The following is a 24,248-nucleotide window of genomic DNA, read 5'->3' as shown; positions in this document are numbered from 1 at the left end:
GTTAAATCCAGAACGGAGGTGAGACCATGTTGACCCAGATTAAGACCGCGTTCAGCCGTTCACAATCGACGTTCCTGCAGGACGCGATCGGTGCAGTCTCATTGGTTGTCATGCTGATGGTCGCTCTTCACCTGCCCACTGGATTCTGACCCTTTCTGCCTGCGATCTCGTACCGAAAACCCTGCGCTTGTCGTCCCCATATCAGTCAAGGGTGACCTGCCTATCCCATACCCCTTGAAGGGGCCAGCCTCGGCCCCGCGCAGTATCCGGACCCCATACGAGACACGCATAACCTGCCGCCGCCCTTTCCGCCCGGAAGGTGCGGCGGCTTTTTTATAACTGACCGGTTTTGAGAATTTCCAAAAGCGCCGAAAGCACGGAATTCACCGCAACCGAAGCCAGGATCATGCCCATAACGCGACTGATAATAGCGGCGCCTGAATGTCCAATCAGACGGATGATAGGCTCGGCCAGAAGCATCAGCACGAAAGCTATGACGATCACCGATAACATGACCAACGCTGTGATGCCCTGATCTGTGGCACTATATCGGCTGTTGTCAGTCAGGATGACAATGGCCAGCATCGCGCCGGGCGAAGCCAATGACGGCACAGCCAGCGGAAAAATCGCAGGGTTGTGCTGATGCATCTTGTCCTTCTGGTCCTCTTTCGCCTCTCGCTCTTCAAGCTCTTGTTTGCTTTCGCCAAAGATCATTGTCAGCGCAAAAAGGAAAAGAATGATGCCGCCCGCGACCTGAAACGAGTTCAGGCCAATGTCCAAAGCCTCGATCAGCAATTGGCCAAAAACCAGAAAGAACAACAGCACACCGGCACTGATGAGTGCCGCCAGCAAAGCGGTACGCCGTCGCGCGGCAACTTCGAGCCCAGCAGTGACGGCAATAAACACGGGGATCGTGCCGATCGGGTCGATAACGACCCAAAGGGTCACAAAGTGTTCCAGCAACTTATCCAAACGGACTCTCCCCGATTTGACGAGAGCCTAGACGGAAATGCTTTGAAACACCACGGTTAGGCGCAGTTGGCCTGTTCGGCCTTTTCCATCGCTTCAGCGGTTGCCTCCAGCGCCAGCAGGATCGAGGCATGACGGTTTTTGTAATCACGCGCTGGCATCAAAACTTCTAGCCCATCGAATGGCGCATCCGGGGCAGGGCCGTCTTTCTTCAGCATGGCCGACAACTGATCTCGGGCGGTTTCGACTTGTGCCCGAGTCGCGCCGACAATCGCGCTACCGACGACCGAGGCCGAGGCTTGCCCCAATGCACAGGCCTTTACGTCCTGTCCGAAAGCGGTGATTTTTCCGTCTTCGACATTGACATCAACGGCAACTGTCGACCCGCACAATGGTGCGCGTTTTTTGACGGTTGCGTCAGGGTTTTCCAGTCGCTCAAGGTGCGGAATGTCGGCTGCAAGGGCCAGAATGCGCCCGGAATACAGCTTGATAAGGTCGGTCTCGCCGCTCATGGCTTTCCCTCTTTGTCCGTTCCCCATACATAGTGACCTGAATCTGGGATGCAAAAGGTTTTTACCATGTCGGCGAATGTCGCGTTTGATGTTTCAAGTCTAAAGTTCAACGAGGCCGGACTGATCCCCGCAATTGCCCAGGATGAAGGGACCGGAGAGGTCCTGATGATGGCCTGGATGAACGCGCAGTCGGTTGAACAAACGTTGACGACCGGGCGGGTTACGTATTGGTCCCGCTCACGGCAGGCATTTTGGATCAAAGGCGAAAGCTCGGGCCACATACAGGAACTGGTCGATTTCCGCGTGGATTGCGACCGGGATTGCCTGCTGGTTCTGGTCCGTCAAACCGGGCCTGCGTGCCATACCAACCGACGGAGTTGTTTCTACACAGCCGTTCGTGATGGTGAAGAAGTCGAACTGATGGCTCCGATGGAATAGCTGAGCCGGTCAAAGCCCGACCATCGCCCGAATGTCTTGCGGTGAGGCGCCCTCGGCCTTGTATTTGGCAATGGCTCGTGCGTCGTCGCGTTTGGCCAAACGTTTGCCTGTGTCGTCACGGATCAACCGATGGTGATGATAAACCGGCGTCGGCACGCCCAGCAGACGCTGCAGTAGTACGTGGATTTGGGTGGCGTCGAACAGGTCCTCTCCGCGCACAACATGGTTAATTCCTTGTTCGGCATCATCAACAACCACCGACAGGTGATAGGAACTGCCCATGTTTCGACGAACCAGAATGATGTCACCGACGGTGGTCACAAGCTGCTTGGGGTCGAGGTCGTGCACGCCGCGGAAGGCATCACCCGTTTCTTGAAATGATCCAAGTCGCGTTGACGCGACAGCTTTTTGCATGTTCAGCCGCAACACGTCATCGGGGCCAGCGTCCGTCATAACCCGCTGGCGGCAGGTGCCGGGGTAGATGCGCCCGTCAGGTCCGAATTGTGGCACGCCTTCCTGCGGAGCTCCGGCGGCGGCTTCAATGTCCGAACGATTGCACCTACACGGGTACACCAAACCTTGTGCGATCAACGCGTCCAATGCTGCACGGTAGTTCGGCAATCTGCCCGACTGTCGCAAGACCGGCTCTGGCCACCGCAGCCCCAACCAAGCAAGATCGTCATAGATCTGGTCTTCCCAACGCGGGCGGGCTCTGGATTGGTCGATATCCTCGATCCGTAACAGGAACGCACCCCCTTCGGACCTTGTCATGTCATGCGCCAAAAGCGCTGAATAGGCATGGCCGAGATGCAGGGGTCCTGTCGGCGAAGGTGCGAACCGAGTAGTAAATGTCACGCTTTTTCTATGACATAGACGTCTGAATTCATGCCGAGACCGGGCAAGTGCGGGCCATATTCGCGAAACAACAGCCGCGCATGCCCCATATCCAGCCAATCATTGAGGCGCGCTGTGTAGGCGCGCTCTTCCAACGTGTGATCGTTGAACGAAAAGGCCAAGAACCCACCTTTCGGCAGAGCGTTCATGAGCAGATCAAAGGTTTCGGGCGGCGCGGCTCCGGCACCAATTACCCCGATCGCCGCAATCACGGAATACGCATTAGGCAGAAGAGGTTGGGGATCAGTGATTTCAAAGCTGATCAGATTGCGATAGACGCCTTTGGCGGCTGCGCCCTCCAACATTTTCGGTGTCGGGTCCATACCGTCGACCACCCGAAACCCGGCGTCGTAGAGCGCGCGCCCCGACAGGCCAGTTCCGCATCCATAGTCCAAAACTGGTTTTTGGGCGTCCGGAACGATTGAACGTAAAGCAGCGGCCACGCGACCGGGCGTGACATACCCGTTTTCTCCGACCTCATCATCGTACGAGGCCGCCCATTCCTGATAGTGATCCCGGGTGTCCTGAGGCGTGTCCAACCCATAGGTATCTGCAAGGAATTTCTTGGTCATACCCTTATTTTAGGCCCAGCACCCCTGTGCCGTCCAGTCAGCAATGTGTGAGCCAGTCTGTCCAAGCCGATTTGGCGCGATCAGTGTAGGCTTTGTAGCGGTCTTTGCGGCCCCGACGGCCACCTTTTAGCCCCTCGACCGGGCGGAAAAGGCCGAAATTCACGTTCATCGGCTGGAACGTCTTGGCCTCGGCCCCGCCGGTGATGTGATGGATCAATGCACCCATGGCGCTGTCTTGCGGAACTTCTGGCAGAGGCTTTCCGAGGATCTCGGTGGCCGCCATGCGTCCAGCCAGCAAACCCATTGCGGCGCTTTCAACATAGCCTTCGACGCCGGTGATTTGCCCGGCAAAGCGAATATTGGGCCGCGATTTCAGCCGCATCTGAGCGTCCAACAAGGTCGGCGAATTGATGAACGTGTTGCGATGAATGCCACCCAGCCGAGCAAAACTTGCATTCTCAAGCCCCGGAATCATGCGGAACACTTCGGTCTGCGCACCGTACTTCATCTTGGTCTGGAAGCCCACGATATTGAACAGCGTTCCAAGCGCATTGTCGCGACGCAGTTGGACCACAGCCCATGGTTTGACATCCGGCTGATGCGGATTGGTCAGGCCCACCGGCTTCATCGGTCCGTGGCGCAGCGTTTCGCGACCACGTTCGGCCATCACTTCAATCGGCAGACAGCCATCGAAGTAACCCGCCGTTTCACCTTGATGAAACTCGGTTTTGTCAGCGGCTAGAAGCGCGTCAATAAAGGCCTCATACTGATCGCGGTCCATCGGGCAGTTCAAATAGGCTGTGCGCTCTTCCTCGGTTTCGCCTTTGTCATATCGCGACTGCATCCACGCCTGGCTCATGTCGATGCTCTCGGCATAAACAATCGGGGCAATCGCGTCGAAGAAAGCCAGCGCATCTGAACCGGTCTCAGCCTGAATCGCCTGACCCAACGCGGCAGAGGTCAAAGGACCCGTCGCAAAGATCCAACGTCCGGTGTCGGGCAGGGTGGTGACTTCTTCATCTGTCACGGATACACGCGGATGGCTGCGCAACTTGGCCGTGACGGTCTCGGCAAACGGATCGCGGTCAACGGCCAGCGCGCCGCCTGCGGGCAGGCGATGGGCGTCTGCGGTTGTCATGATCAACCCATTCGCCGCGCGCATTTCCCAGTGCAGCAGACCCACAGCGTTCTGTTCGTCATCATCCGATCGGAAAGAGTTTGAACACACCATTTCAGCCAGATTACCGGTCTGATGCGCAAATGTGCCGACCGTGGGGCGCATTTCGTGGATCACCACGTCAACGCCCATTTCGGCGGCTTGCCAGGCGGCTTCGGACCCGGCCATGCCGCCGCCCACAATATGCAAAGTCTCTGTCATGGGCTGCCACATAGGGCAGACACAGCGTCGCCGCAATGACAATCGGGAACCAAATATATAGGAGGTCTTGGGGTCGCCGCTGCGGGAATGTCGCGGTCAGTGAGAGAAACCAACCTGGAGGGACCTTCCGCCCACGGCGACCCAAAAGTATGTGTCAGGCCCTAGCCTTGACCCACCATTGCCACAGTGTTGCCCTTTTGGAAAGTGAAAAATTGCGAACAGTCATCAGATTTATTGAAAATAATCTACTTACTGCTTCCAATTTGGTGGTCTTTTTTCGATAAATGCGGAAATTCCTTCTTCGGTATCCCGACCCAGCATATTCTGTGTCATTACCTCGGCGGCATAGGCATATGCTTGATCCACGGGCATTTGCAGTTGTTCGTAGAACGCCTGTTTCCCGATTTTTACCGCCGCACCTAACTTTGAGGACAACTGTTCGGCCAGCACATTTGCCTCGTGCTCCAGCAGCATCTCGGGGACAACTCGGTTGATCAGACCAAGCTCGGACGCACGGTCGGCATCAACGAAATCACCGGTCGTCAGCAATTCAAATGCGCGTTTGCGCGGGATGTTGCGGCTGAGGGCGACCATCGGTGTCGAACAGAATAGTCCGATATTTACACCATTCACGCCAAATCGCGTGCCTTCGGCCGCAACGGCCAAATCGCAAGTCGCGACCAATTGGCAACCGGCGGCGGTCGCGATCCCATGTGTCTGGGCAATCACCGGTTGCGGCAAGGATTGAATGGACATCATCATTTTTGCGCAACGGTCAAACAGATCCCGGAAATAAGCTTTCCCCCCGTCCTCGGACTGACGGCCCTGGGTCATCTGCTTCAGGTCGTGCCCGGCACAAAATGCTTTCCCGGAACCAGAAAGGATCACAACCCGGATCGAACGATCCTCGCGCAGCGCGTCGAATTCCGATTGCAGCGCTGCAATCATCTCATCGCTCAGGGCGTTCAGGCGCTCTGGAGCGTTCATCTTCAGTCGCGCGATTGCACCTGTGTCGTTACGTTCCAGAATTCCCATCTTGTCCTCCCACCTGAATCCGGGCCAACTCTAGGCCGGGAACAGGAGGAGGGGAAGCATGTCATTGGCCCTGAACAAACAAGAACTGACGGAGTATCTAGAACAGGTATTCCCACAAGTTCACAAAGACTTCGCGGTCGAGGAGCTTTCCGAAGACACAATTACAATGCGTTTGATCGTTGAAGACCGTCACTTGCGGCCAGGGGGCACGGTTTCTGGCCCATCCATGTTCGGTCTGGCCGATGTGTGTGTCTATGCCATGGTGCTGGCGCGAAAGGGACGCAAATCCCTTGCGGTGACCACGGGCAGCTCGATGGATTTTCTGCGAAAACCCGAGGGCAGCGCCGACATGATCGCCCATTGCCGTCTGTTGAAACTGGGGCGCACTTTGGCCGTCGGTGACGTGCTGATGTATTCGGAAGGGTCAGACAAACCTGTGGCGCGGGCCAGTTTAACTTATTCAATTCCACCCGAAGGATCCGCCGCGGCGGCGTTCGGATAAAAAAGGCCGGGGCGAACCCCGGCCAGGAAGAGGTCCCAAAATTGGGACTGGGGATTGTTTAACTCATCCAGAAATAACGACTGGTTTCCGAGTTGGCCTGATATCGCGTCAGACCAACGTCCCGGAGCAACCGGTCATCAAGCCTGCCGAGGTTCACTCGGCTGCGGCGACGTTGTTCCCATTTGGTGACGGTCGCCGCAAACCGCACGGCCAGTGCGGCGATCAGCGGCAGCCGAGGGCTGTCGTTCAGCAGCAGAAGGGCTGGGTTGTGCATTGCGCGTGTCATCTTGGGTATCCTTTCAAATTGTATTGACACAAAACAAATATGTTCGGTATATGAGATTGATACATTCAACATTGTGTCGCAATCAAAGGAATAATTGTAATGGATACAATTTGGCCAGAATCGCTGCCAAAGTCCAAAGGCCCCAAGTATACACTGGTGGCTGACACAATACGAAAAGCGATTGAAAACAAAACGCTGGAGGTTGGCGTGAAGCTGCCTCCGGTGCGGGAACTTGCGTACCAATTACAAATCACGCCGGGCACCGTAGCACGGGCTTACACGATTCTCACTGATGAGGGATTGTTACTAGCTGAGGTCGGCCGTGGTACATTTGTGGCACCTCCAAAATCCCCGCTTTTGGACGATGTTTGGGCCCGGCAGCTTCATCTGAGGGACGACAAATACAACGCCAGTGTCAGCCTGTTCAGCCCGCGGCTGCCGGATGTGGGGCAGGTCACTCTGATACGGGAATGTTTGAAGAAGGTCGCTCAATCCGATCCAGGCCTGTTTTTGAATTACCCCACACGCGATGCATACAAGCCGATGCGTCAGGTCGTTGTAGATTGGCTGTCAGACATACCGCTTGGCGCGTTGTCGCAGGACGACATTGTATTGACACATGGCGGTCAGAACGGCTTGTGCCTGGTGTTTCAAACCATTTTGCGTGGCCCCAAACCCGTCGTTCTGGTCGAGGACCTGTCATACGCCGGGTTCCGGAGGGCAGGGGAATTGATGCGTGCCGAGATTGTCGGTGTGAAAATGGACAAATGGGGAATTGACCCAAACGCCATGGAACACGTCTTGCGGCAAACTCCGGCACAGGCAGTTTGTGTTTCGCCCGAGGTGCAAAACCCGACAGGATCACACACACCGATGGAACGGCGGAAAGAGATCGTTGAGGTCGCAAGACGCTATGACGTTCAGATCGTCGAAGATGATTGCTATCGAATGGGCGACGCGCGTGAACCGAGCTACCGCGCTTTGGCGCCCGAAAGGGGTTGGCACGTATCGTCGATCTCAAAAACCCTGACACCATCGCTGCGCGTCGGCTTCGCGATTGCACCGCGCGAACGCAGTGTGGATTTGCGACGCTCTGCCGAATACGGGTATTTTGGTCTGGCACAGCCGCTGGCGGAATTGACCCGATTGCTGCTTTCAGACCCCAGAACGCGCCAGATTGCCAAGGATGTGCGCGCTAAGATGGGGGAATATGTCCGGGTGGCCGTCAATGCCCTGGGCGGGTTCGATCTCAACTGGGCTCCGGATGTGCCGTTTGTCTGGCTGAACCTGCCCTCCGGCTGGCGCGCCGCCGCCTTCAGCCGTGCCGCCGAACGCGAGGGTATTCAGCTGCGTTCCGCTGATGAGTTCGCCCTGCGCGACGGGCGCGCACCAAACGCAGTGCGCATCGCAATGAACGGCCATGTCTCAATTGAACGGTTCGAAGCCGCTATGCAACGCCTGCGCGCCTTGTTGGACAATCCACCCGAACAAATCAGCGTTTAGATTTGGGGTAAAATAATACCTATTTGCTAAATCATTGGTTTTGCTATCTAAAAAAGATCCTAACGCTGTTGACCTGTCACTGTGTCCCCTCTAAATACGCTCCATCGAATTCGGGCCGCTCCGACATGGGGGCGGTCTTTCACATCAAACAGGACTATCCTGCCATGAAAACCTTTTCTGCAACACCTGCAGACATCGACAAGAAATGGATCCTGATCGACGCCGAGGGCGTTGTTTTGGGCCGTCTTGCCTCGATCGTCGCCATGCGCCTGCGTGGCAAGCACAAAGCGTCCTTCACCCCGAACATGGACATGGGCGACAATGTCATCGTGATCAACGCTGACAAGATCCAGATGACCGGCAAGAAGCGCGAAGAGAACTTCTACTGGCACACTGGCCACCCGGGCGGCATCAAGTCGCGCACCAAGCAGCAGATCCTGGAAGGTGCACACCCCGAGCGCGTCGTGACCCAAGCGGTCAAGCGCATGCTGCCGGGCAACCGTTTGGCGCGTCAGCAGATGACCAACCTGCGCGTTTATGCCGGTGCCGAGCACCCTCATGAGGCGCAAGCGCCCGAAGTTCTGGATGTTAAGTCCATGAACAAGAAAAACACCCGGAGCTAATGACCGATGGCTGATCAGATCAATACTCTCGAAGAGCTGAGCGCCGTCGCAGGCGTTGAAACTGTGGCTGAAGAAGTCATCGTGCGTGAACCCGTTCGTGACGAACTGGGGCGCTCCTATGCCACCGGCAAGCGTAAAGACGCTGTTGCCCGCGTTTGGATCAAGCCGGGTTCCGGCAAGGTCACCGTGAATGGCAAGGATCAGGACGTCTACTTTGCGCGTCCCGTTTTGCAGCTGATCCTGCGCCAACCGTTTCAGGTTGCTGGTGTGGAAGGTGAGTTCGACGTTGTTGCGACCGTCAAAGGTGGTGGCCTGACCGGTCAGGCCGGTGCGGTCAAGCACGGCATCTCAAAAGCGTTGCAGCTTTATGACCCCAACCTGCGTGGCGCTCTGAAAGCCGCTGGCTTCCTGACCCGCGACAGCCGCGTTGTGGAACGTAAGAAATACGGTAAGCGCAAAGCGCGTCGTTCGTTCCAGTTCTCGAAGCGTTAATCGCTACGGAACTTCGAAAAGCAAAGGGCTCGCAATTGCGAGCCCTTTTTTCGTTTATTGATGCTGGTTATTCTTCGTAAACCAGTTTCCAAGCGCCGTTTTCCACGACGTTGACGTAGACCGAGTCCGCACCCTGGTGATCGTCTGGTCCGAATGTCATGTGGTTTCCAACCAACTCATCCTGATAGTCCAACGTCTCCATAGCGGCTATGAAGCTTTCGTGGGTCAGGTCAGGTCCGGCAGCCTCTAGCGCACGCACCATCGTTTCAGCCGCTGAATAGCCAAGCATCGCGAAACCGACAGGGTCTTCTCCGGTCGCGGCCTTGTACTCTTCGATAAACGCAGCGGGGGCGGGCTCATCCGCACGCGCCCACAGGTCCTGCCATGAGGCGGCGGCGTAGAAACCGTCTGTCACGCCACCGGGAACTTGCGCGACCACGGTCAAAAAGCTTGCCGATGTGCCGAGGAACTTCATATCTGTAAGTCCCATCTTCTTGGCGGTGCCCACAACGGTGATCGCCTGCCGGACGCCCAAGGCAATGGTGACGATATCGCAACCTTCTTCCTTCAGCTTGCTGAGCGAACCCACAAAGTCCGTTTCGTCTGGTTTATGAGTGGTTTCGGCGACAAAGTTAATCCCAGCCTCTTCGGCACCTGCCTTGGTACCTTCGACGATTTCTTCGCCGAAATCGGTAGGCAAATACATCGAGCAGACGGACTGCCCGCCAAATTCCTTAGCCAGGTATTTCACGCCGACGCGGCTTTGATCGAAATAGGTCGAAAAGGCGGTGAACTTGTTGTCCATCGGCTCTTGCAGCATCTGACGCGCGGCAGATAACGGCGCGACGTTCGGGATGCCCTTGGGGTCCAGAAGCTTGAAACCCGCGACATTCATCGGCGTGCCCAACGACTGCAACATGGCAAAGACTTTGTCGCGGTTCAGTAGCTTGTTATAGCCCTGCATTGCGCGCGGCATTTGGTACCCGTTGTCTTCAACCACATAACGGATTTTGCGTCCGTGAACGCCGCCATTAGCGTTGACCCTGTCAAAGTAGACATTCGCGCCCTTGGTGGCGGGCACTCCGACAGCCGCAAAAATACCGCTCAGGTCGTTGACTGACCCGATGACGATTTCATCGTCGGTCACACCCTGGGTTTCGGCCGAACCCATCGTTGCCGACATCGACAAAGCGGTGGCCGCTGTGACCCCTTTTAGAAAGTTCCTCATTATGCTCCTCCCTTAGATCTGATTATTTGTACATGTCTTCAATAAGATGCGCGTGGTTCTTTTCGACCATATTTCGTTTCAGCTTCATGGTTGCCGTCAACTCTTCGTCGTCAGCGGTCAGCAGGACATTGATCAGGCGGAAATCCTTAATTTGTTCTACCCGAGCGAATTCCTTGTTCGTCGCTGAGACCTCAGCCCCGATCAGGTCGCGAATCTCAGGGGCCGCACACAGCGAAGCAAAGTTGGAAAACGGGATTTTGCCCTCTTGTGCGAACTTTTCGACATTTTCCTGATCGATCATGATCAGCGACGTCAGATATTTTCGCCCGTCACCGATGATCACAGCATCCGAGATATACTGGCTGAATTTCAACCGTGTCTCTATTTCGGCAGGCGTTATGTTCTTACCTCCGGCCGTGATTATGACATCCTTCAGTCGACCGGTGATCGTCACAAACCCGTCTGCGTCAACCTCACCCAGGTCGCCCGTTCGCAGCCATCCGTCGGCGGTGAACGTTTCCGCCGTCTTGGCATTGTTGCGCCAGTATCCCTGAAACACGTTCAGACCTTTTACCTGAATTTCGCCGTCATCCGCTATGCGCAGGTCGTTGCCTTCGACAGCCCGGCCAATCGTGCCCGGTCGGTTCGCGTCAAGTGTGTTCAGAACAGCGATCCCCGTTGTTTCGGTCATACCGAAACCTTCGACCACAGGCACACCAATCGCCCAATACCACCGCAACAGATCTGCGGAAATCGGAGCAGCACCCGAGCCTCCCCGGCGCAAATTATCCATACCCAGCATTCGCCGCAGGTTGCGAAGAACGAGCCTGTCCCAAAACCAGTATTGCATTGCAACCGCAGCAGGGACCGGTTTGCCCGACAAAAGATAATCCGCCCGCGCCATTCCAGCCTTGAGCGCCAATCCAAATGCAGTCCGCCCGGTCGGTGTGGCCTGCTTCACCATGAACAAGACTTGTGAGTATATTTTCTCCCACACGCGCGGCACGGCGGTGAATGTTGCTGGAGAGACCTCTTGCAGATTTGTAAAAACCGTCTCGGGACTCTCGGCGAAGTTCACTGTGCACTTGGACGCAAGCGGAAACATCACGGAAACACCACGCTCCAGGACATGGCATAATGGGAGGAAACACAGCTGCTCATCCGTTTCCAAGGCGGGCAGGGCATGTGCACCGCTTTCGATGGCGGCCATGACATTCTCATTGCTCAGCATTGCGCCCTTCGGCTTGCCCGTGGTTCCGGATGTATAAACCAGCAGCGCAGTATCCTGCGGCGTGGACAGCGCAATTTCGGCCTCGAAGGCACCGGGTTCCTGTGCTTCGGCCTGTTTACCCAGATCGTACAGCTCGTCGATCATCATGCAGCGAGGATGATCGAGATCATGAAGCCCTTCGTCCTCAAGGATTATGACTTTTTGCAAGTCCGGGACGGCGTGCTCAATCTCAAGAAACTTGTCCAGCTGTTCCTCGTTTTCCACGACCAGAAAGCGGCTGCCGCTGTCGTTGATCAGGTATTCCAACTGGTTGGCAGAGTCCGTGGTGTAGACACCCGAAGCGATCCCGCCGACCGCCTGAATGCCCATATCGAACCAGGCCCATTCCTTGCGGTCTTCGGAGAGGATCGACACGACCTCGCCACGTTGCATCCCCAGCCCGCGCAGGGCCAGACCAATCCATTTGGCGTGCTGCCAATAGTCAGACCATGAATAGGACTTCCAGATACCAAAGTCCTTCTCGCGATGCGCGGTGCGGTCGCCCAACTCTGCGCAGCGTTTCTGGAACAATTCGCTGATCGTGATGCAGCCATCGACCCGCAATGGGCGTTGACCAGGGGTGGCGTTGAACTGCACACCATTGATCATTTTCTGTGGGGGCAGGGCGTTTGCGTCCATCTGGTTCACCTCCACGTCTTCTTACGTTTCCAGCGGCGGTTCTCGCGTGTGCCTTCTTCCTGAACACCCAGATAGAAATTCTGAATGTCCTCGGATTGCATCAGCACATCCGCCGCACCATCCATCACGATGCGCCCAATCTCCATGACATAGCCATGATGGGCCAGCTGCAGGGCCGCATTCGCATTCTGTTCAACCAGCATCATCGTCATGTTCTGTTCGTCGTTCAAACGCTTGAGGATACCGAAGATTTCCTGGACCAGCAGCGGTGACAACCCCAGCGAAGGCTCATCCAGCAGCATGATTTTAGGGTTTGCCATCAACCCTCGGCCAATCGCCAGCATCTGCTGCTGGCCGCCGGACAGGGTTCCGGCCTCTTGATTTCGTCGTTCCTTAAGGACAGGGAAATATGAGAACACCAGATCGCGGTCGTGGTCGATTTGCCCCTTGTCCGACAGGGTGTAGGCGCCGAGGCTCAGGTTCTCATCCACTGTCAGCAAAGGAAAGACCTCGCGCCCTTCGGGGATATGAATGACGCCCTGACCGACAACTTTGTGCGGCTCTGCCCCCTGAATTTCCTTACCGTCGAAGGTAATTGTACCCTTTTCCGGGTCCATCACCCCCGATACGGTTTTCATAAGAGTTGTCTTTCCCGCGCCGTTGGCCCCAAGGATCGAGACAATCTTGCCCGGGTGAACATCCAAAGACACACCACGAATGGCCATGATCGGGCCATAGAAGCTTTCGACATTGCGGATTTTCAGGATCGGCTCAGTCATGAGGCTTTCCCCAGATATGCTTCGACAACAGCCGGGTGGGATTGCACTTCTGACGGTGTGCCAAGCGCCAATTTCGCGCCATCCGCCATCGCCAGAACTCGGTCAGACACGCCTGACACAAGACCCATGTCATGCTCGACCATCAGCACAGTGATCCCCATCTGCCGCCGAATGTCATCGATCCACCAGCGCATATCCGTGGTTTCCTCAACGGACAGTCCCGAGGCGGGCTCGTCCAGCAATAGCAGCTTTGGATCGGTTGCCAGAGCGCGCGCAACCTCGACCACCTTGCGCACGCCGTATGGCAGACCAGAGATCATCTTGTCGCGCACGGCTTGCAGGTCGAGAAAATCAATGATCTCTTCAACCCTTTCGCGGTTCTCGATTTCCTGACGCTTGACCGACGGAGTGAACAGAATCTCGGAGATCAGGTTCGTACGGCGGTGCCTATGTCGCCCAACCAGCAGGTTTTGCAGGACGGTCGCGTGTTCGAACAGCTCGATATTCTGAAATGTTCGCGCAACGCCAAAGGACGCAACGCCGGAAGGTTTGACCTGCAACAGATCGTGGCCGTCAAATCGGATCGACCCGGCAAATGGATCATAGAAACGCGATATCAAGTTGAACACGGTCGACTTGCCCGCACCGTTCGGCCCGACAATCGCAAACACCTCGCCTTCGTTGACTGAGAAAGAAAGGTTGTCCACCGCAGTCAGGCCGCCGAATTTCAGGGTGACGTTTTCGAACTCCAGCATACTCATCTCAGACGCTCCGTCTTGAGATAGGATTTCTGCCGTTTGAACATATCTTTGCGGTAGAAGGGGAAAAGTTCGAACCAGGTGCGGATTTTCAACCATCGGCCATACATCCCCATCGGTTCGAACAGAATGAACGCGATCAGGATCATGCCGAACACGCCGAATTCAAGGCCGGGTATGGCAACGGTGTTTCCGCCGAACAGCGCCCCGACATACTCTTTTGAGATGGACAGGAACTGAGGCAGAAACCCGATCACGATGGCCCCAAGAAACGCGCCGTGGATCGACCCCAGCCCGCCGATCACAATCATCATCAACAACTGAATCGAGATGACGACACTGAATGTTTCATTGTTGAACGCGCCGGAAAACAGCCCCATCAGCGCACCGGCCCAGCCGGTGACTGCGCAAGACAGGGCAAACGAAATCATCTTGGTCCGTGCAATGTCGACGCCCATTGCCTGCGCGGAAACTTCGGAATCGCGAACCGCAATGAAACTGCGCCCCAGCGGTGCGCGAAGCAAATTTATGTATCCAAGCGTGACGATGACCGCCACAGCAAGAACCAGCCAGTAAAACTGGTTTGGGGTGGCCCAGCGGTCTACCAGAAACCCGAATATCTCAACCCCGCCCATGTATTTCCCAGCAACACCGCCGGTAATGGGCTCGGCCAGAACGATGATGTCATCCATGAGGATCGACAATGCCAAGGTGAAGATCGCGAGATAAATGCCATGCAGGCGCAGCGCCGGGATGGCTACGGTGACGCCGACGATGCCTGTGATGATGCCAGCCACCGGGAAGGCAATCAGAAACGGTACGCCTGCCTCGATCAGAATGACGTTCGCATAGCATCCAACCGCCAAAAATGCCGCGTGACCCAGGCTGGCCTGACCAGTATGACCGGTCAGGATCATCAACCCCAACCCCGCGATTGCCCAGATCAGCACATTCGTCAACTCGCCAAGGTAGAATGCATCCAGCCACCATGGCGCCATAGCAGCGATGGCCAAAAGGATCAGATAGAGCCGCAGTTGATATCCATCCTTCCAGGGTCGGATATCTTGCATGTAGTCGGTTTTGAAAACGATCCTCATGCGCTTAGACCTTCTTGAGCCGTATCTGACTGAACAGCCCGTGTGGGCGGAAAATCAACACCGCCAACAACAGAGCATACGGTGCAATTTGGCTATAACCCGCTGCGATATAGCGGCTGGCAAAGGGTTCTATGACGCCAACGATCAAGCCACCCGCCAGCGCGCCGGGCAGGCTACCGAACCCTCCGATCACCGCGGCAGCAAAAGCCTTGATGCCCAACAGACCGGTGGACGGATCCACTGAACCTTTGGCCGCAAAGAGGATGCCCGCAATCCCTGCGACAACGCCGGCCAGCGCCCAGATAAAGCCCTGCACCCGCTTGACCGGGATACCCATGTAATATGCCGCCAACTGGTTCTGAGACGCGCCCTGCATCGCAAGGCCCAGTTTGGTCTTGCTGAAGAACACGTACAGCCCCCATGTCAGCAGAACCGTCACGACGATAACGGCGACATCCTCCATCCCCAGAACAAGCCCGCCAAAGCGCAGCTCTTTTCCGGCCAGCGGGTTTTGCAGCGTCTGTGGTTCGTGCCCCCAGATCAAACCGGCAAAGAACCGAATCACAAAGCCCAAGGCGATTGTCAGGATCACAACAGCCGTCTGGCTTTCGCCGAACAGGCGGCGGATGATCAGCCTATCGATCAGATATCCCAGCGCGCCCATGATTCCCAATGAGATCGGAAGCGCGAGCCAGAACGGCAGCCCCATATATTCAGTATTTGTCAGACCAATGGTCACAAACGCGCCCAGCATCATGAAATCGCCCTGCGCGAAATTCACAGCTTCGGTCGCCTTGTAAATCAACACAAAGCCAAGTGCGATCAGGCCGTACACACAGCCATTCGCCAGCCCGCTTATCAGCAGCTGCGCGTTATCCAAATTCACCCTCCCATGCCGGTATGTCCGGCGTTTTTTGTACTCCGGGTCCTGTGCCGGACCCGGAGCTTGATACCACTATGGCGTGATTATCACCTTTCCGTCACTCTTTTTTAGCGCATCGGCCAGACTTGGGACCACATTTTTCAGGGCAAGCCTTTCAGAGACATCAGTTTTCCAGCGACCGTCGGCAAATCTGGCCTGCACTTCAGCCACAACTGGCATTTGGTCCGCAGGTGGCGTGTTCATCATCCACTGCGTCAGCCAGAACCCTTCGATCCGCTTGTTCATAAAGATCAACTGGCCCGTCTGCGTCAGCTTGGGTAATTCGGGGCTCAGCTTGCCATAGCAGACCCAGCGCGCACCGTTCGGCATGTTGCAGAAAACTTGCTCGGACAATTGGTCTGCGACAGCATCCAAAAACACACGCGGTTTCAATTCTCTGCTCACTGCGGCGAATTGCTCGGTAATGCCAGGGTCAGCGGTCACCAGGACCTCGGTAGCACCCAGCTCTTTAAGCGGCTCTACAGCCTCTGCTCGGCGGACCAGAGCGATCGGCTTTAGCCCCAAGTCCCGACCCAGGCTACACATCAGTTTGCCCAACTGGCTGGTAGCGGCGGACACAATGAACGCCTCACCGTCCCCCCGCGCGATATCGACCATCGCCATGGCGGTCATGGGGTTCACGATCTGCGCCGCGCCGTCCTCATCCGAGATACCCGGGCGCAGGGGAATACACATCTGCGCCTGTGTCACCACGTATTCCGCCCAAGCCCCAGACCCTGCGGCCACAAACGCGACACGCTGACCTTGAAGGGCTTCTGCGCCTTCTCCGGTGGCGACAACGTCACCACACCCTTCGAATCCGGCCGCCGCGCCTTTGACCCGAGGTTGACCATATTCGCCTTTGATAAAGTGAATGTCCGACGGATTAACGGACGAGGCGCGCAACCGGATTAGAACCTGACCCGGTCCGGGTGCGGGAACCGGCAGCTCGGCCTCGGCCAGCCAGTCAGAGGCTTTGTCCAACGTCGGTCCGGTCGCTTCGCCTGAATACCCGTCGTGGGTTTGAATAACAGCGAACATCGAATCTGGAAGGGTTGTCATGTTCATGTCCTCGATACAGCTTGGATTTGACGTTCCGCCTTGTCAGACCGCTGTGAAAACAGGCGCAAACGCAGTCGGTCTTTCAGGGCAACCGTCTTATCTCAAACCAAACAAAACACACCTCGAAGGTCAATTGTGACCAACTTTAACGTCGAGGAAGCCCAACACATGGTAGTGCAGGGCGGACCGCAGCGGGCCCGCCCCAAATTGGGCTTACTGCTGCGTTAGCAGTTTGCGCAGATCTTCGATTTTGGCCACTGCAGTCTCTGGCGATGCTTTGATTTCGTCCAGAATCAGGGCCACCTGAGTTTTGATTTCTTGTGACAACGCGCTGTCCTGCAACGACGTCATCATGGCATCATAGTCGATTTGCTGTGCCGTCAGCAGACCTTCTTGCACCCATGTGTTGAGTAAATCCTGACCCTGCGCTGCCAAAGATGCTATCTGATCACCTGCCTCAGAAGCGGTGTCAGCGGCCTGATCGGTCAAGGACGACGCGGCATCCGACGCTTGTTGTGTGGCTGTTTCTACGGCTTCACCCGCGGCGTCCTGTACGGCGGAAGCAGCCTCGCTGACAGCATCGCCGACGTTTTCAGCCGCAGACTGCAATTGCTCGGCTGGTGTGGGATCGGGTCGGGATACAAAGAAATAAGCCCCTGCGCCAATAACAAGGACGACTACGATCAGAATGAGACGGTTCATGTCTTTCTCCTACAAATGATATGCTGCCGAGATGGGGAAAAAATACCTGATCACAAAGGGGAATTCCGGGCAGACATCAGCAGAAAGCCGATTTGAGCCACACCATGCTGATAAGACCGCACGCAAGCGGCGACTTCACGCCACAAGACGAGAAACAAAGCTCTATCGCTCTATCCGGGGTTGTCCAACTTGGATTGATTGTGGCGGAGAGACAGGGATTCGAACCCTGGGTGGGCTTGCACCCACAACGGTTTTCGAGACCGCCCCGTTCGACCACTCCGGCACCTCTCCGCGGGGGTCTGTGAGGGCGGGATGTAGTAAGGAACGGGCAGGGGTGCAAGCAGAAAATTCCGAAATCTTCTGTTCCCCGGATTTCCCATTGCCAGCGGGCCTAAAAAACCTAGGCTGCTTATTATGACCTACTTGATGCGCCGCGCGACCCTGTCCCTGTTTCTGCCGTTACTGGCCTTGTGCACGATGGCCATGCCGTCACAGGCCGCCAGCCGCGACAGGATAGAAGCCTTCCTGACCACAACGGGTTTTGACGTTGCGCTTGAAAGCATCGCACTGGCCTCGGCTTCGGCGCCAGACATGCTGGGGATCGACGCGGATGGCTTCGGGTCCGATTGGACACGCCTGACTGAAGAAGTCTTTGATACACAGCAAATGCACGAAACTGCCGTTTCGATCCTCGAACAAACACTAAGCGATCAGGCGCTCACCCATGCGGTTACATTCTACGCCTCGGATCTGGGCCAACGCCTCGTCGAAGCTGAGAACGCGTCACATATGGATGAGGACGATCAGGCCAAGCAACAGCGTGGGCAGGAGATCGTTTCAGATCTGATCAAGGAAGGATCGACGCGGGTCGAGAGTCTCAAGCGTATGAATCGGGCTGTCGATGCAAGCGGCACATCTTTACGAGCGCTGCAAGAAATCCAAGTTCGATTTCTTTTGGCCGCAAGTGCGTCCGGTGTGATCGACCTACAGCTTGGCGGTGATGAATTGCGCGAAATGATGCGCCGGAACGAGGCTGAGATGCGGAGGTCGCTGCAACTTTCTGCTTTGGCCGGCTCGGCGTACACGTATCAGGATTTTTCAAACGAAGACGTGGACGCATATGTCGAGGCTTTGGAACAGCCCTTAATGCAGGAAGTCTATGAATTGCTGAATGCGATCCAATACGAAATCATGGCGATGCGCTTTGAAATCCTTGCGGCGCGTATGGCCGAACTGCGGCCAGCACAGGATATCTGATGCGCACGGTTGCCTTTGCCGTTGTAGCTTCCCTTCTTGCCAGCTCGGCATTTGCGAACCCAAGGGTTGATCGCTTGCTTGAAGCGATGCAGGTGCCCGCTTTCCTGCTAATTCTGCGCGAAGAAGGGCAAGAGCAAGGAAACGCCATAAACGAAGGATTGCTAGACGGCGCAGGTGGCCCCCTGTTTCACGACCAAGTTGAACTGCTCTACGAACCTGCTTGGATGTATGAGCAACTGTCGGATGCCGTTGAAGTCAACTTGGACGACGGTCAGTTGGAACAAGCGGCGATTTTCTTCGAAAGCGAACTGGGTCAGACCATCGTATCGTTGGAAAATTCGGCCCGCCGTGCTTTGGGTGACGACGCCATAGAAGAGTTCGCGCGCCTGAACTACGCTGAGATTGACAGATCTACTCCGTTCTTCCGCCTCGTCGATGAATATATCGAGGTCAACGATTTGGTTGACCGAAACCTTCAGGGAACGCTCAGCGCGGACTACAATTTCTATCGCGGACTGTCTTCTGGACAGGGCTTGCCGGTGGACGATCAGTCAATCCTCAGCGAGTTGTTGGAAGGCCAGGATGAGGCCCGCCAAGAAACCGTGGACTGGATGTATTCTTTCCTTTTGCTGGCCTACAAACCGTTAAGCGAGGGCCAACTCCGCGAGAACATCGCGTTCTCAAGGACGGATACAGGACAAGCTTTGAATCAAGCTCTGTTCGAAGGGTTTGACCGGATGATTGATACGATCTCATTTGAGTTGGGCACCACTGTCGCGCGTGCGCTCAGGGCCTCGGATCTTTGACCGCCGATTCTGGTTGACTTTCACCCGCAATCCTTGGATAAGCCCGCATCCCGGCCGGAATCTCCGCGCCGGGTCTCGTTATTATTTGACCTAAGGGGCGTGTCCCAGGGTCGTCACACAGCCCAAAAAGGGCGCGCTGTTCGAGGTGGCTGAGGCCGTTAACACCCATATGGGGACCACAGAACGCGGGTTGGAAAAGGAAAGACGCATGTTTGCGGTCCTCAAGACTGGCGGCAAGCAGTACAAGGTTCAGGCGGGCGATGTGCTCCGCGTTGAAAAGCTGGCTGCCGACGCAGGTGAAAAAGTTCAATTCAACGATGTTCTGATGCTGGGTGGCGACGCTCCGGTTGTTGGCGCACCTTTCGTTGAAGGCGCAGGCGTACAGGCCGAAGTGATCGAACAGATCAAAGGTGACAAGGTCATCAAGTTCGTCAAGCGCCGTCGTAAGCACAGCTCGAAGCGTACCGTTGGCCACCGTCAGAAGCTGACCCTGGTCAAAATCACCGACATCCTGTCGTCAGGCGCTGACAAGTCGGGCATCAAAGCTGCAACCGGATCTGCTCCGGCTGGCAAAGCGGCACCTGCTGCAAAGCCTGCCAAGAAAGCAGAAGCCAAAGCAGAGGCACCCGCCGCTGCTGCCGCTGACGATCTGACCAAGCTGAACGGTGTCGGCCCCGCCGCTGCCAAAAAGCTGGTTGAGGCCGGCATCGAGAGCTTTGCCGCTCTGGCTGCCTTGTCGGACGAGCAGATTGCTGCTATCGACACCATCAAAGTGAAGCCCGAATGGGTTGAGCAAGCCAAAGAGCTGGCTCAAGGCTAAGGAGAGAGAGAATGGCACATAAAAAAGCTGGCGGTTCCTCCCGTAACGGTCGCGACTCAGCTGGTCGCCGCCTTGGCGTGAAACTGTATGGTGGCCAGGCGGCCATCGCAGGCAACATCATCGTACGTCAGCGCGGCACAAAGTTCTGGCCGGGCGAAGGCGTAGGCATGGGCAAAGATCACACCATCTTTGCAACTGTTGATGGCGCTGTGAAGTTCCACAAAGGCCTCAAAAACCGCACCTTTATTTCGGTCCTGCCAGTGGCGGAGGCCGCAGAGTAAGCCGAAACCCATAAGGTTTGAAAATTCGGGGGGTCGGCAGAAATTGCCGGTCCCCTTTCTCGTTTTAACGCAGTCGTGAACACCGATCCGATGACAGTCGCAACCACCAGTTTCCTGATCTTTGCCGCCAGCCAGGTCGGCACGCCGGGACCGGCCAATATGGTCTTGCTGGGCACCGGTGCGCGCTATGGTTTTCGAGCGGCTCTGCCATTTGTGGCAGGGGTTATCCTGGGTAAGCAACTGATCATCTGGCCCGTTGGTTTTGGCCTGATGCAGGTCGCCGAGCAGGCACCTGCGGCATTCACGGCGCTGAAATATGCTTCGGCAGCATATATTTTCTGGCTGGCGTGGAAGATTGCAAATCTACGACTGGCACGCGGCGAAACCGTTGGAGATGCGCCAGGTTTTTGGGCGGGGCTGATCGTGCATCCGCTGAATCCCAAAGCATGGGCAATGATCATCGCCGGATTTACCGGCTTTGTCGCCGCGGGAACACCCACCGTTAACGCAACGTTGACGATTGCTCTCTGTTTATTGCTTTGCCAGGCGGTTTTGCACCCGATCTGGACATTTGCCGGCGATCGGATCGCTCATGCGGTTGAAGGTCGCCCTTCGGAAAAATATCTGATGTGGACATTAGCCAGCCTCACGGTTGCGTCCGTATTTTTCGTGTTGTTCGTAGGAGGAACGCACTCATGAAACTTGAGACGATAATCAATCAGCCGGTCATTGAAACCGAGCGGTTCGACCTGCGCCCGCTGCGCCGGTCGGATATGGGTCTCATTGAGCATTACGCAGGCGATGAGCGTGTGGCGCGCATGACCACGTCTATTCCGCACCCGTTGCCACCCGGCTCGATCGAGGCGTTTGTGACACGCTCGATGGCCGAAGACCGTGACGAAGACGTATGGGCGATGGATGCCACCAAGGACGGCGGACCCGAACTGATCGGGCTGATCTCGCTAACCCGACTGGATCGTAACCAGACCGAGGTCGGCTATTGGGTCGCGCCGGTCTATTGGAACACCGGTATCGCGTCGCTTGCTGTTGAGACGCTTGTGAATGCAAACCCGCTGGAAAACGCCAATATGTTCGCCAGCGTCTTTCAGGACAATCCGGCCTCGGCGCGGGTGCTGACTCATTGCGGGTTCCAGTATCTGGGTGATGCGGAAAGCTATTCGGTGGCGCGCGATGCGAACGTGCCCACCTGGACGTACAGCAAAAAACTCTGACTTGTGGCCGATGGGGCCTTTGCAGTAGGGGACACACATGAAATTTCTCGATCTTGCAAAGGTCTACATCCGGTCCGGTGCCGGAGGTGGCGGCTGCGTCAGTTTCCGGCGCGAAAAATACATCGAATATGGCGGGCCTGATGGCGGCGACGGAGGCAAAGGTGGCTCGGTCTGGGTTGAGGTTGTGGACAGCCTGAACACGCTGATCGACTTCCGCTATCAGCAGCATTTCTTCGCAAAGAACGGCCAGCCCGGTCGCGGGCAGCAGCGCACCGGCAAGGATGGCGACGATATCGTCCTGCGCGTCCCCGTCGGCACCGAGATTCTGGACGAAGACGAAGAAACCGTCATTTGCGATCTGACCGAAGTTGGACAGCGTTTCCTGTTGGCCAAGGGCGGCAACGGTGGCTTTGGCAACCTGCATTTCAAATCGGCTACAAACCAGGCTCCGCGCCGTGCAAATCCGGGGCAGGCGGGGATTGACCGCACCATTTGGTTGCGGTTGAAACTGATTGCAGATGTGGGTTTGCTTGGAATGCCGAATGCCGGGAAGTCCACCTTTCTGGCCGCCACGTCGAACGCGCGCCCGAAGATCGCGGACTACCCGTTTACTACGCTGCACCCAAACCTGGGCGTTGTTGGCGTCGACAATGTGGAATTCGTTGTGGCTGATATTCCCGGCCTGATCGAAGGTGCCCATGAGGGGCGCGGGATCGGAGACCGCTTTCTGGGCCACGTCGAACGCTGCGCCGTGTTACTGCATCTGGTTGACGGCACGTCGGAAACTGTTGCCGAGGACTATCGCACCATTATCCACGAGCTTGAAGCCTATGGCGGTGAGTTGGCGGACAAGCCGCGCATCACCGTCCTGAACAAGGTTGACGCTTTGGACGACGAGGAACGTGACTTTGCCAAAGCGGAACTGGAAGAGGCCGTTGGCGGGCTGGTCATGACTATGTCCGGCGTGGCGCATCTTGGCGTGACCGAGGTTCTGCGCGCCTTGCGCGCGCAAATCGACGACAACCGAGTCCGTCAAAAACCCACCGAAGAGGCCGCACCGTGGCAACCCTGACGTCAGCAAAACGTCTGGTCGTAAAAATCGGGTCCGCGCTTTTGGTGGATCGGCATACCGGGTTGTTGCGTTCCGAATGGTTGCACTCACTGGCTCAGGACGTGGCGTGGCTTAAAGGGCAGGGGACAGATGTCATTCTGGTGTCCTCGGGTTCAATTGCGCTGGGGCGTGGTGTTTTGGGTCTGCCGATGCAAACTTTGCCGTTGGAACAGTCGCAAGCCGCTGCGGCAGTTGGACAAATCCGTCTGGCCCGTGCATATGAAGAAGCGTTGACGCCCCACGCCATCACAACCGCACAGGTTCTGGTCACCTTAGAGGACAGCGCCGATCGTCGCAGATATTTGAACTCACGGGCGACTTTGGAAACGCTGTTGGGCTTGGGCGTGGTCCCGATTGTCAACGAAAACGATACGGTCGCCACCGATGAAATCCGATATGGAGACAATGACCGTCTGGCTGCCCAAATTGCAGTAACCGTCGGAGCGGATCAGTTGATCCTTCTGTCGGACGTGGATGGGTTCTACTCTGGTAACCCCAACGAAGATGCCTCGGCGACACGATTTGATGTGATTGAAAGCATCACGTCAGAGATCGAACAGATGGCGGGTGACGCTGGGTCTGGCCTGTCCAAAGGCGGCATGAAGACCAAGCTTCTGGCCGCTAAAATGGCGACCGCTGCCGGATGTGACATGGCGATTACTGAAGGATCACCCCTGAACCCACTGAAATCATTGGAACAAGGCGCGAACTGTACTTGGTTCACAGCGACGCTTGATCCGCATGCTGCGCGCAAACGCTGGATCTCGGCTATGAAACCGCGTGGAGAAATCGTGGTGGACGCAGGTGCGGCCAAGGCCCTTGGCAACGGCAAAAGCCTGCTGCCCGCGGGGATTGTTGAAGTTACTGGCGACTTCGGGCGTGGTGATCCGGTTGCAATCATGGACCCGCATGCGCGACGCCTCGCACAAGGCCTTAGTCGTTATACTGCGCAAGAGGCGGACGCGATCAAAGGGCGCAAGTCCTCGGAAATTGAGGCGACGTTGGGATACCCCGGGCGCGCCGTCCTGATCCACAGGGATGATTTGGCGCTGTGATGGCGCGAGGATAAAATGAATAGGA

The 24,248-nt window shown here is 56.4% G+C and carries 29 protein-coding genes and 1 tRNA gene; 14 read left to right on the top strand and 16 right to left on the bottom strand.

Annotation, left to right across the window (positions count from 1 at the left end; translation table 11 throughout):
• Positions 1-26: 26 nt before the first annotated feature.
• Positions 27-149, top strand: a complete 123-nt coding sequence (locus ACR0CR_RS00600; RefSeq protein ID WP_480595777.1) for a hypothetical protein — start codon at positions 27-29, stop codon at positions 147-149.
• A gap of 184 nt (positions 150-333) precedes the next feature.
• On the opposite strand, the gene ACR0CR_RS00595 is transcribed toward ACR0CR_RS00600, so the two are convergent.
• Together ACR0CR_RS00595 and ACR0CR_RS00590 are read right to left on the bottom strand one after the other, a co-directional pair.
• Positions 334-972 (bottom strand): MarC family protein, encoded by a 639-nt coding sequence (locus ACR0CR_RS00595; RefSeq protein WP_480595775.1) that lies wholly within the window; start codon positions 970-972, stop codon positions 334-336.
• A gap of 56 nt (positions 973-1,028) precedes the next feature.
• The gene (locus tag ACR0CR_RS00590; protein WP_480595773.1) at positions 1,029-1,481 is read right to left on the bottom strand and encodes an iron-sulfur cluster assembly scaffold protein; all 453 of its coding nucleotides are present in this window, start codon (positions 1,479-1,481) and stop codon (positions 1,029-1,031) included.
• Positions 1,482-1,529: 48 nt separating this feature from the next.
• On the opposite strand from ACR0CR_RS00590, the gene hisI reads away from it, so the two are divergent.
• A complete protein-coding gene (gene hisI, locus ACR0CR_RS00585; protein WP_480595771.1) occupies positions 1,530-1,919 on the top strand; it encodes a phosphoribosyl-AMP cyclohydrolase in 390 nt (129 codons plus the stop codon).
• A gap of 9 nt (positions 1,920-1,928) precedes the next feature.
• On the opposite strand, the gene gluQRS is transcribed toward hisI, so the two are convergent.
• The 4 genes from gluQRS to ACR0CR_RS00565 form a co-directional block, all read right to left on the bottom strand.
• On the bottom strand, positions 1,929-2,774 hold the full coding sequence (gene gluQRS / locus ACR0CR_RS00580; RefSeq protein WP_480595770.1) for a tRNA glutamyl-Q(34) synthetase GluQRS: 846 nt from the start codon (positions 2,772-2,774) through the stop codon (positions 1,929-1,931).
• The gene (locus ACR0CR_RS00575; RefSeq protein ID WP_480595769.1) at positions 2,771-3,385 is read right to left on the bottom strand and encodes a class I SAM-dependent DNA methyltransferase; all 615 of its coding nucleotides are present in this window, start codon (positions 3,383-3,385) and stop codon (positions 2,771-2,773) included. Before ACR0CR_RS00575 ends, gluQRS begins: the two co-directional genes overlap by 4 nt.
• Before the next feature lie 37 nt (positions 3,386-3,422).
• Positions 3,423-4,763, bottom strand: a complete 1,341-nt coding sequence (gene trmFO / locus ACR0CR_RS00570; RefSeq protein ID WP_480595767.1) for a methylenetetrahydrofolate--tRNA-(uracil(54)-C(5))-methyltransferase (FADH(2)-oxidizing) TrmFO — start codon at positions 4,761-4,763, stop codon at positions 3,423-3,425.
• 249 nt (positions 4,764-5,012) lie between these two features.
• Positions 5,013-5,798 carry an enoyl-CoA hydratase gene (locus ACR0CR_RS00565; RefSeq protein ID WP_480595766.1) on the bottom strand — a complete coding sequence of 262 codons (786 nt, stop codon included), beginning with the start codon at positions 5,796-5,798 and terminating at the stop codon, positions 5,013-5,015.
• A 58-nt stretch (positions 5,799-5,856) separates the two neighbouring features.
• Between ACR0CR_RS00565 and ACR0CR_RS00560 the strand changes: the two genes are divergently transcribed.
• Positions 5,857-6,300, top strand: a complete 444-nt coding sequence (locus ACR0CR_RS00560) for a PaaI family thioesterase (RefSeq protein ID WP_480595765.1) — start codon at positions 5,857-5,859, stop codon at positions 6,298-6,300.
• A gap of 58 nt (positions 6,301-6,358) precedes the next feature.
• Here ACR0CR_RS00560 and ACR0CR_RS00555 read toward each other — a convergent pair whose 3' ends face one another.
• Positions 6,359-6,586, bottom strand: a complete 228-nt coding sequence (locus ACR0CR_RS00555) for a YjiS-like domain-containing protein (RefSeq protein ID WP_170653396.1) — start codon at positions 6,584-6,586, stop codon at positions 6,359-6,361.
• A gap of 99 nt (positions 6,587-6,685) precedes the next feature.
• On the opposite strand from ACR0CR_RS00555, the gene ACR0CR_RS00550 reads away from it, so the two are divergent.
• The 3 genes from ACR0CR_RS00550 (at position 6,686) to rpsI (ending at position 9,204) form a co-directional block, all read left to right on the top strand.
• Positions 6,686-8,089 carry an aminotransferase-like domain-containing protein gene (locus tag ACR0CR_RS00550; protein ID WP_480595763.1) on the top strand — a complete coding sequence of 468 codons (1,404 nt, stop codon included), beginning with the start codon at positions 6,686-6,688 and terminating at the stop codon, positions 8,087-8,089.
• Positions 8,090-8,253: 164 nt separating this feature from the next.
• Entirely contained in the window at positions 8,254-8,712 is a 459-nt protein-coding gene (gene rplM / locus ACR0CR_RS00545; protein ID WP_039536983.1) for a 50S ribosomal protein L13, read from the top strand.
• A gap of 6 nt (positions 8,713-8,718) precedes the next feature.
• Positions 8,719-9,204 (top strand): 30S ribosomal protein S9, encoded by a 486-nt coding sequence (gene rpsI, locus ACR0CR_RS00540; protein WP_480595761.1) that lies wholly within the window; start codon positions 8,719-8,721, stop codon positions 9,202-9,204.
• A gap of 67 nt (positions 9,205-9,271) precedes the next feature.
• Here rpsI and ACR0CR_RS00535 read toward each other — a convergent pair whose 3' ends face one another.
• From ACR0CR_RS00535 to ACR0CR_RS00495, 9 genes are all read right to left on the bottom strand, one after another.
• Complete coding sequence (locus ACR0CR_RS00535) at positions 9,272-10,432, bottom strand: ABC transporter substrate-binding protein (RefSeq protein WP_480595759.1); 1,161 nt, start codon at positions 10,430-10,432, stop codon at positions 9,272-9,274.
• 22 nt (positions 10,433-10,454) lie between these two features.
• Complete coding sequence (locus ACR0CR_RS00530; protein WP_480595757.1) at positions 10,455-12,341, bottom strand: AMP-dependent synthetase/ligase; 1,887 nt, start codon at positions 12,339-12,341, stop codon at positions 10,455-10,457.
• A 5-nt stretch (positions 12,342-12,346) separates the two neighbouring features.
• On the bottom strand, positions 12,347-13,120 hold the full coding sequence (locus tag ACR0CR_RS00525) for an ABC transporter ATP-binding protein (protein ID WP_480595755.1): 774 nt from the start codon (positions 13,118-13,120) through the stop codon (positions 12,347-12,349).
• Positions 13,117-13,881, bottom strand: coding sequence for an ABC transporter ATP-binding protein (locus ACR0CR_RS00520; protein ID WP_480595753.1), 765 nt, complete (start codon positions 13,879-13,881; stop codon positions 13,117-13,119). The genes ACR0CR_RS00525 and ACR0CR_RS00520 overlap by 4 nt, the downstream gene beginning before the upstream one ends.
• Positions 13,878-14,975 (bottom strand): branched-chain amino acid ABC transporter permease, encoded by a 1,098-nt coding sequence (locus tag ACR0CR_RS00515; RefSeq protein WP_480595751.1) that lies wholly within the window; start codon positions 14,973-14,975, stop codon positions 13,878-13,880. Before ACR0CR_RS00515 ends, ACR0CR_RS00520 begins: the two co-directional genes overlap by 4 nt.
• Positions 14,976-14,979: 4 nt before the next feature.
• Positions 14,980-15,855, bottom strand: coding sequence for a branched-chain amino acid ABC transporter permease (locus ACR0CR_RS00510; RefSeq protein ID WP_480595749.1), 876 nt, complete (start codon positions 15,853-15,855; stop codon positions 14,980-14,982).
• A 75-nt stretch (positions 15,856-15,930) separates the two neighbouring features.
• Positions 15,931-16,959, bottom strand: a complete 1,029-nt coding sequence (locus ACR0CR_RS00505) for a zinc-binding dehydrogenase (RefSeq protein WP_480595748.1) — start codon at positions 16,957-16,959, stop codon at positions 15,931-15,933.
• A 213-nt stretch (positions 16,960-17,172) separates the two neighbouring features.
• Entirely contained in the window at positions 17,173-17,661 is a 489-nt protein-coding gene (locus ACR0CR_RS00500; RefSeq protein WP_480595746.1) for a hypothetical protein, read from the bottom strand.
• 201 nt (positions 17,662-17,862) lie between these two features.
• Positions 17,863-17,952 (bottom strand) — tRNA-Ser (locus tag ACR0CR_RS00495).
• A 123-nt stretch (positions 17,953-18,075) separates the two neighbouring features.
• Here ACR0CR_RS00495 and ACR0CR_RS00490 point away from each other — a divergent pair.
• The 8 genes from ACR0CR_RS00490 to proB all read left to right on the top strand — a co-directional run bounded on the left by ACR0CR_RS00490 (position 18,076) and on the right by proB (position 24,223).
• Positions 18,076-18,918: a DUF2059 domain-containing protein gene (locus ACR0CR_RS00490; RefSeq protein WP_480595744.1), complete on the top strand. Its 843-nt coding sequence runs from the start codon at positions 18,076-18,078 to the stop codon at positions 18,916-18,918.
• A complete protein-coding gene (locus ACR0CR_RS00485; protein WP_480595742.1) occupies positions 18,918-19,724 on the top strand; it encodes a DUF2059 domain-containing protein in 807 nt (268 codons plus the stop codon). The genes ACR0CR_RS00490 and ACR0CR_RS00485 overlap by 1 nt, the downstream gene beginning before the upstream one ends.
• Positions 19,725-19,932: 208 nt before the next feature.
• Complete coding sequence (locus ACR0CR_RS00480; protein ID WP_480595739.1) at positions 19,933-20,544, top strand: 50S ribosomal protein L21; 612 nt, start codon at positions 19,933-19,935, stop codon at positions 20,542-20,544.
• Between the two features lie 11 nt (positions 20,545-20,555).
• Positions 20,556-20,825 carry a 50S ribosomal protein L27 gene (gene rpmA / locus ACR0CR_RS00475; RefSeq protein WP_010440093.1) on the top strand — a complete coding sequence of 90 codons (270 nt, stop codon included), beginning with the start codon at positions 20,556-20,558 and terminating at the stop codon, positions 20,823-20,825.
• Positions 20,826-20,915: 90 nt separating this feature from the next.
• Positions 20,916-21,524: a LysE family translocator gene (locus ACR0CR_RS00470; RefSeq protein WP_480597485.1), complete on the top strand. Its 609-nt coding sequence runs from the start codon at positions 20,916-20,918 to the stop codon at positions 21,522-21,524.
• Positions 21,521-22,057 carry a GNAT family N-acetyltransferase gene (locus ACR0CR_RS00465; RefSeq protein ID WP_170658529.1) on the top strand — a complete coding sequence of 179 codons (537 nt, stop codon included), beginning with the start codon at positions 21,521-21,523 and terminating at the stop codon, positions 22,055-22,057. The genes ACR0CR_RS00470 and ACR0CR_RS00465 overlap by 4 nt, the downstream gene beginning before the upstream one ends.
• Before the next feature lie 37 nt (positions 22,058-22,094).
• On the top strand, positions 22,095-23,129 hold the full coding sequence (gene obgE, locus ACR0CR_RS00460) for a GTPase ObgE (RefSeq protein WP_480595737.1): 1,035 nt from the start codon (positions 22,095-22,097) through the stop codon (positions 23,127-23,129).
• Positions 23,117-24,223, top strand: a complete 1,107-nt coding sequence (gene proB / locus ACR0CR_RS00455; RefSeq protein ID WP_480595735.1) for a glutamate 5-kinase — start codon at positions 23,117-23,119, stop codon at positions 24,221-24,223. The genes obgE and proB overlap by 13 nt, the downstream gene beginning before the upstream one ends.
• Positions 24,224-24,248: the final 25 nt, after the last annotated feature.

Source organism: Ruegeria sp. AM2 (assembly GCF_056540685.1).
The sequence above is the reverse complement of the archived record's forward strand: the minus strand, read 5'-3'. Positions and strand labels throughout refer to the sequence as shown.

Bases quoted from the DNA above. Each gene is read 5' to 3' on its own strand.
- ACR0CR_RS00600 (WP_480595777.1), top strand. From the start codon at position 27: ATGTTGACCCAGATTAAGACCGCGTTCAGCCGTTCACAATCGACGTTC.
- ACR0CR_RS00590 (WP_480595773.1), bottom strand. From the start codon at position 1,481: ATGAGCGGCGAGACCGACCTTATCAAGCTGTATTCCGGGCGCATTCTG.
- hisI (WP_480595771.1), top strand. From the start codon at position 1,530: ATGCAAAAGGTTTTTACCATGTCGGCGAATGTCGCGTTTGATGTTTCA.
- ACR0CR_RS00575 (WP_480595769.1), bottom strand. From the start codon at position 3,385: ATGACCAAGAAATTCCTTGCAGATACCTATGGGTTGGACACGCCTCAG.
- trmFO (WP_480595767.1), bottom strand. From the start codon at position 4,763: ATGACAGAGACTTTGCATATTGTGGGCGGCGGCATGGCCGGGTCCGAA.
- ACR0CR_RS00565 (WP_480595766.1), bottom strand. From the start codon at position 5,798: ATGGGAATTCTGGAACGTAACGACACAGGTGCAATCGCGCGACTGAAG.
- ACR0CR_RS00560 (WP_480595765.1), top strand. From the start codon at position 5,857: ATGTCATTGGCCCTGAACAAACAAGAACTGACGGAGTATCTAGAACAG.
- ACR0CR_RS00555 (WP_170653396.1), bottom strand. From the start codon at position 6,586: ATGACACGCGCAATGCACAACCCAGCCCTTCTGCTGCTGAACGACAGC.
- ACR0CR_RS00550 (WP_480595763.1), top strand. From the start codon at position 6,686: ATGGATACAATTTGGCCAGAATCGCTGCCAAAGTCCAAAGGCCCCAAG.
- rplM (WP_039536983.1), top strand. From the start codon at position 8,254: ATGAAAACCTTTTCTGCAACACCTGCAGACATCGACAAGAAATGGATC.
- rpsI (WP_480595761.1), top strand. From the start codon at position 8,719: ATGGCTGATCAGATCAATACTCTCGAAGAGCTGAGCGCCGTCGCAGGC.
- ACR0CR_RS00535 (WP_480595759.1), bottom strand. From the start codon at position 10,432: ATGAGGAACTTTCTAAAAGGGGTCACAGCGGCCACCGCTTTGTCGATG.
- ACR0CR_RS00530 (WP_480595757.1), bottom strand. From the start codon at position 12,341: ATGGACGCAAACGCCCTGCCCCCACAGAAAATGATCAATGGTGTGCAG.
- ACR0CR_RS00525 (WP_480595755.1), bottom strand. From the start codon at position 13,120: ATGACTGAGCCGATCCTGAAAATCCGCAATGTCGAAAGCTTCTATGGC.
- ACR0CR_RS00520 (WP_480595753.1), bottom strand. From the start codon at position 13,881: ATGAGTATGCTGGAGTTCGAAAACGTCACCCTGAAATTCGGCGGCCTG.
- ACR0CR_RS00515 (WP_480595751.1), bottom strand. From the start codon at position 14,975: ATGAGGATCGTTTTCAAAACCGACTACATGCAAGATATCCGACCCTGG.
- ACR0CR_RS00505 (WP_480595748.1), bottom strand. From the start codon at position 16,959: ATGACAACCCTTCCAGATTCGATGTTCGCTGTTATTCAAACCCACGAC.
- ACR0CR_RS00500 (WP_480595746.1), bottom strand. From the start codon at position 17,661: ATGAACCGTCTCATTCTGATCGTAGTCGTCCTTGTTATTGGCGCAGGG.
- ACR0CR_RS00490 (WP_480595744.1), top strand. From the start codon at position 18,076: ATGACCTACTTGATGCGCCGCGCGACCCTGTCCCTGTTTCTGCCGTTA.
- ACR0CR_RS00485 (WP_480595742.1), top strand. From the start codon at position 18,918: ATGCGCACGGTTGCCTTTGCCGTTGTAGCTTCCCTTCTTGCCAGCTCG.
- ACR0CR_RS00480 (WP_480595739.1), top strand. From the start codon at position 19,933: ATGTTTGCGGTCCTCAAGACTGGCGGCAAGCAGTACAAGGTTCAGGCG.
- rpmA (WP_010440093.1), top strand. From the start codon at position 20,556: ATGGCACATAAAAAAGCTGGCGGTTCCTCCCGTAACGGTCGCGACTCA.
- ACR0CR_RS00470 (WP_480597485.1), top strand. From the start codon at position 20,916: ATGACAGTCGCAACCACCAGTTTCCTGATCTTTGCCGCCAGCCAGGTC.
- ACR0CR_RS00465 (WP_170658529.1), top strand. From the start codon at position 21,521: ATGAAACTTGAGACGATAATCAATCAGCCGGTCATTGAAACCGAGCGG.
- obgE (WP_480595737.1), top strand. From the start codon at position 22,095: ATGAAATTTCTCGATCTTGCAAAGGTCTACATCCGGTCCGGTGCCGGA.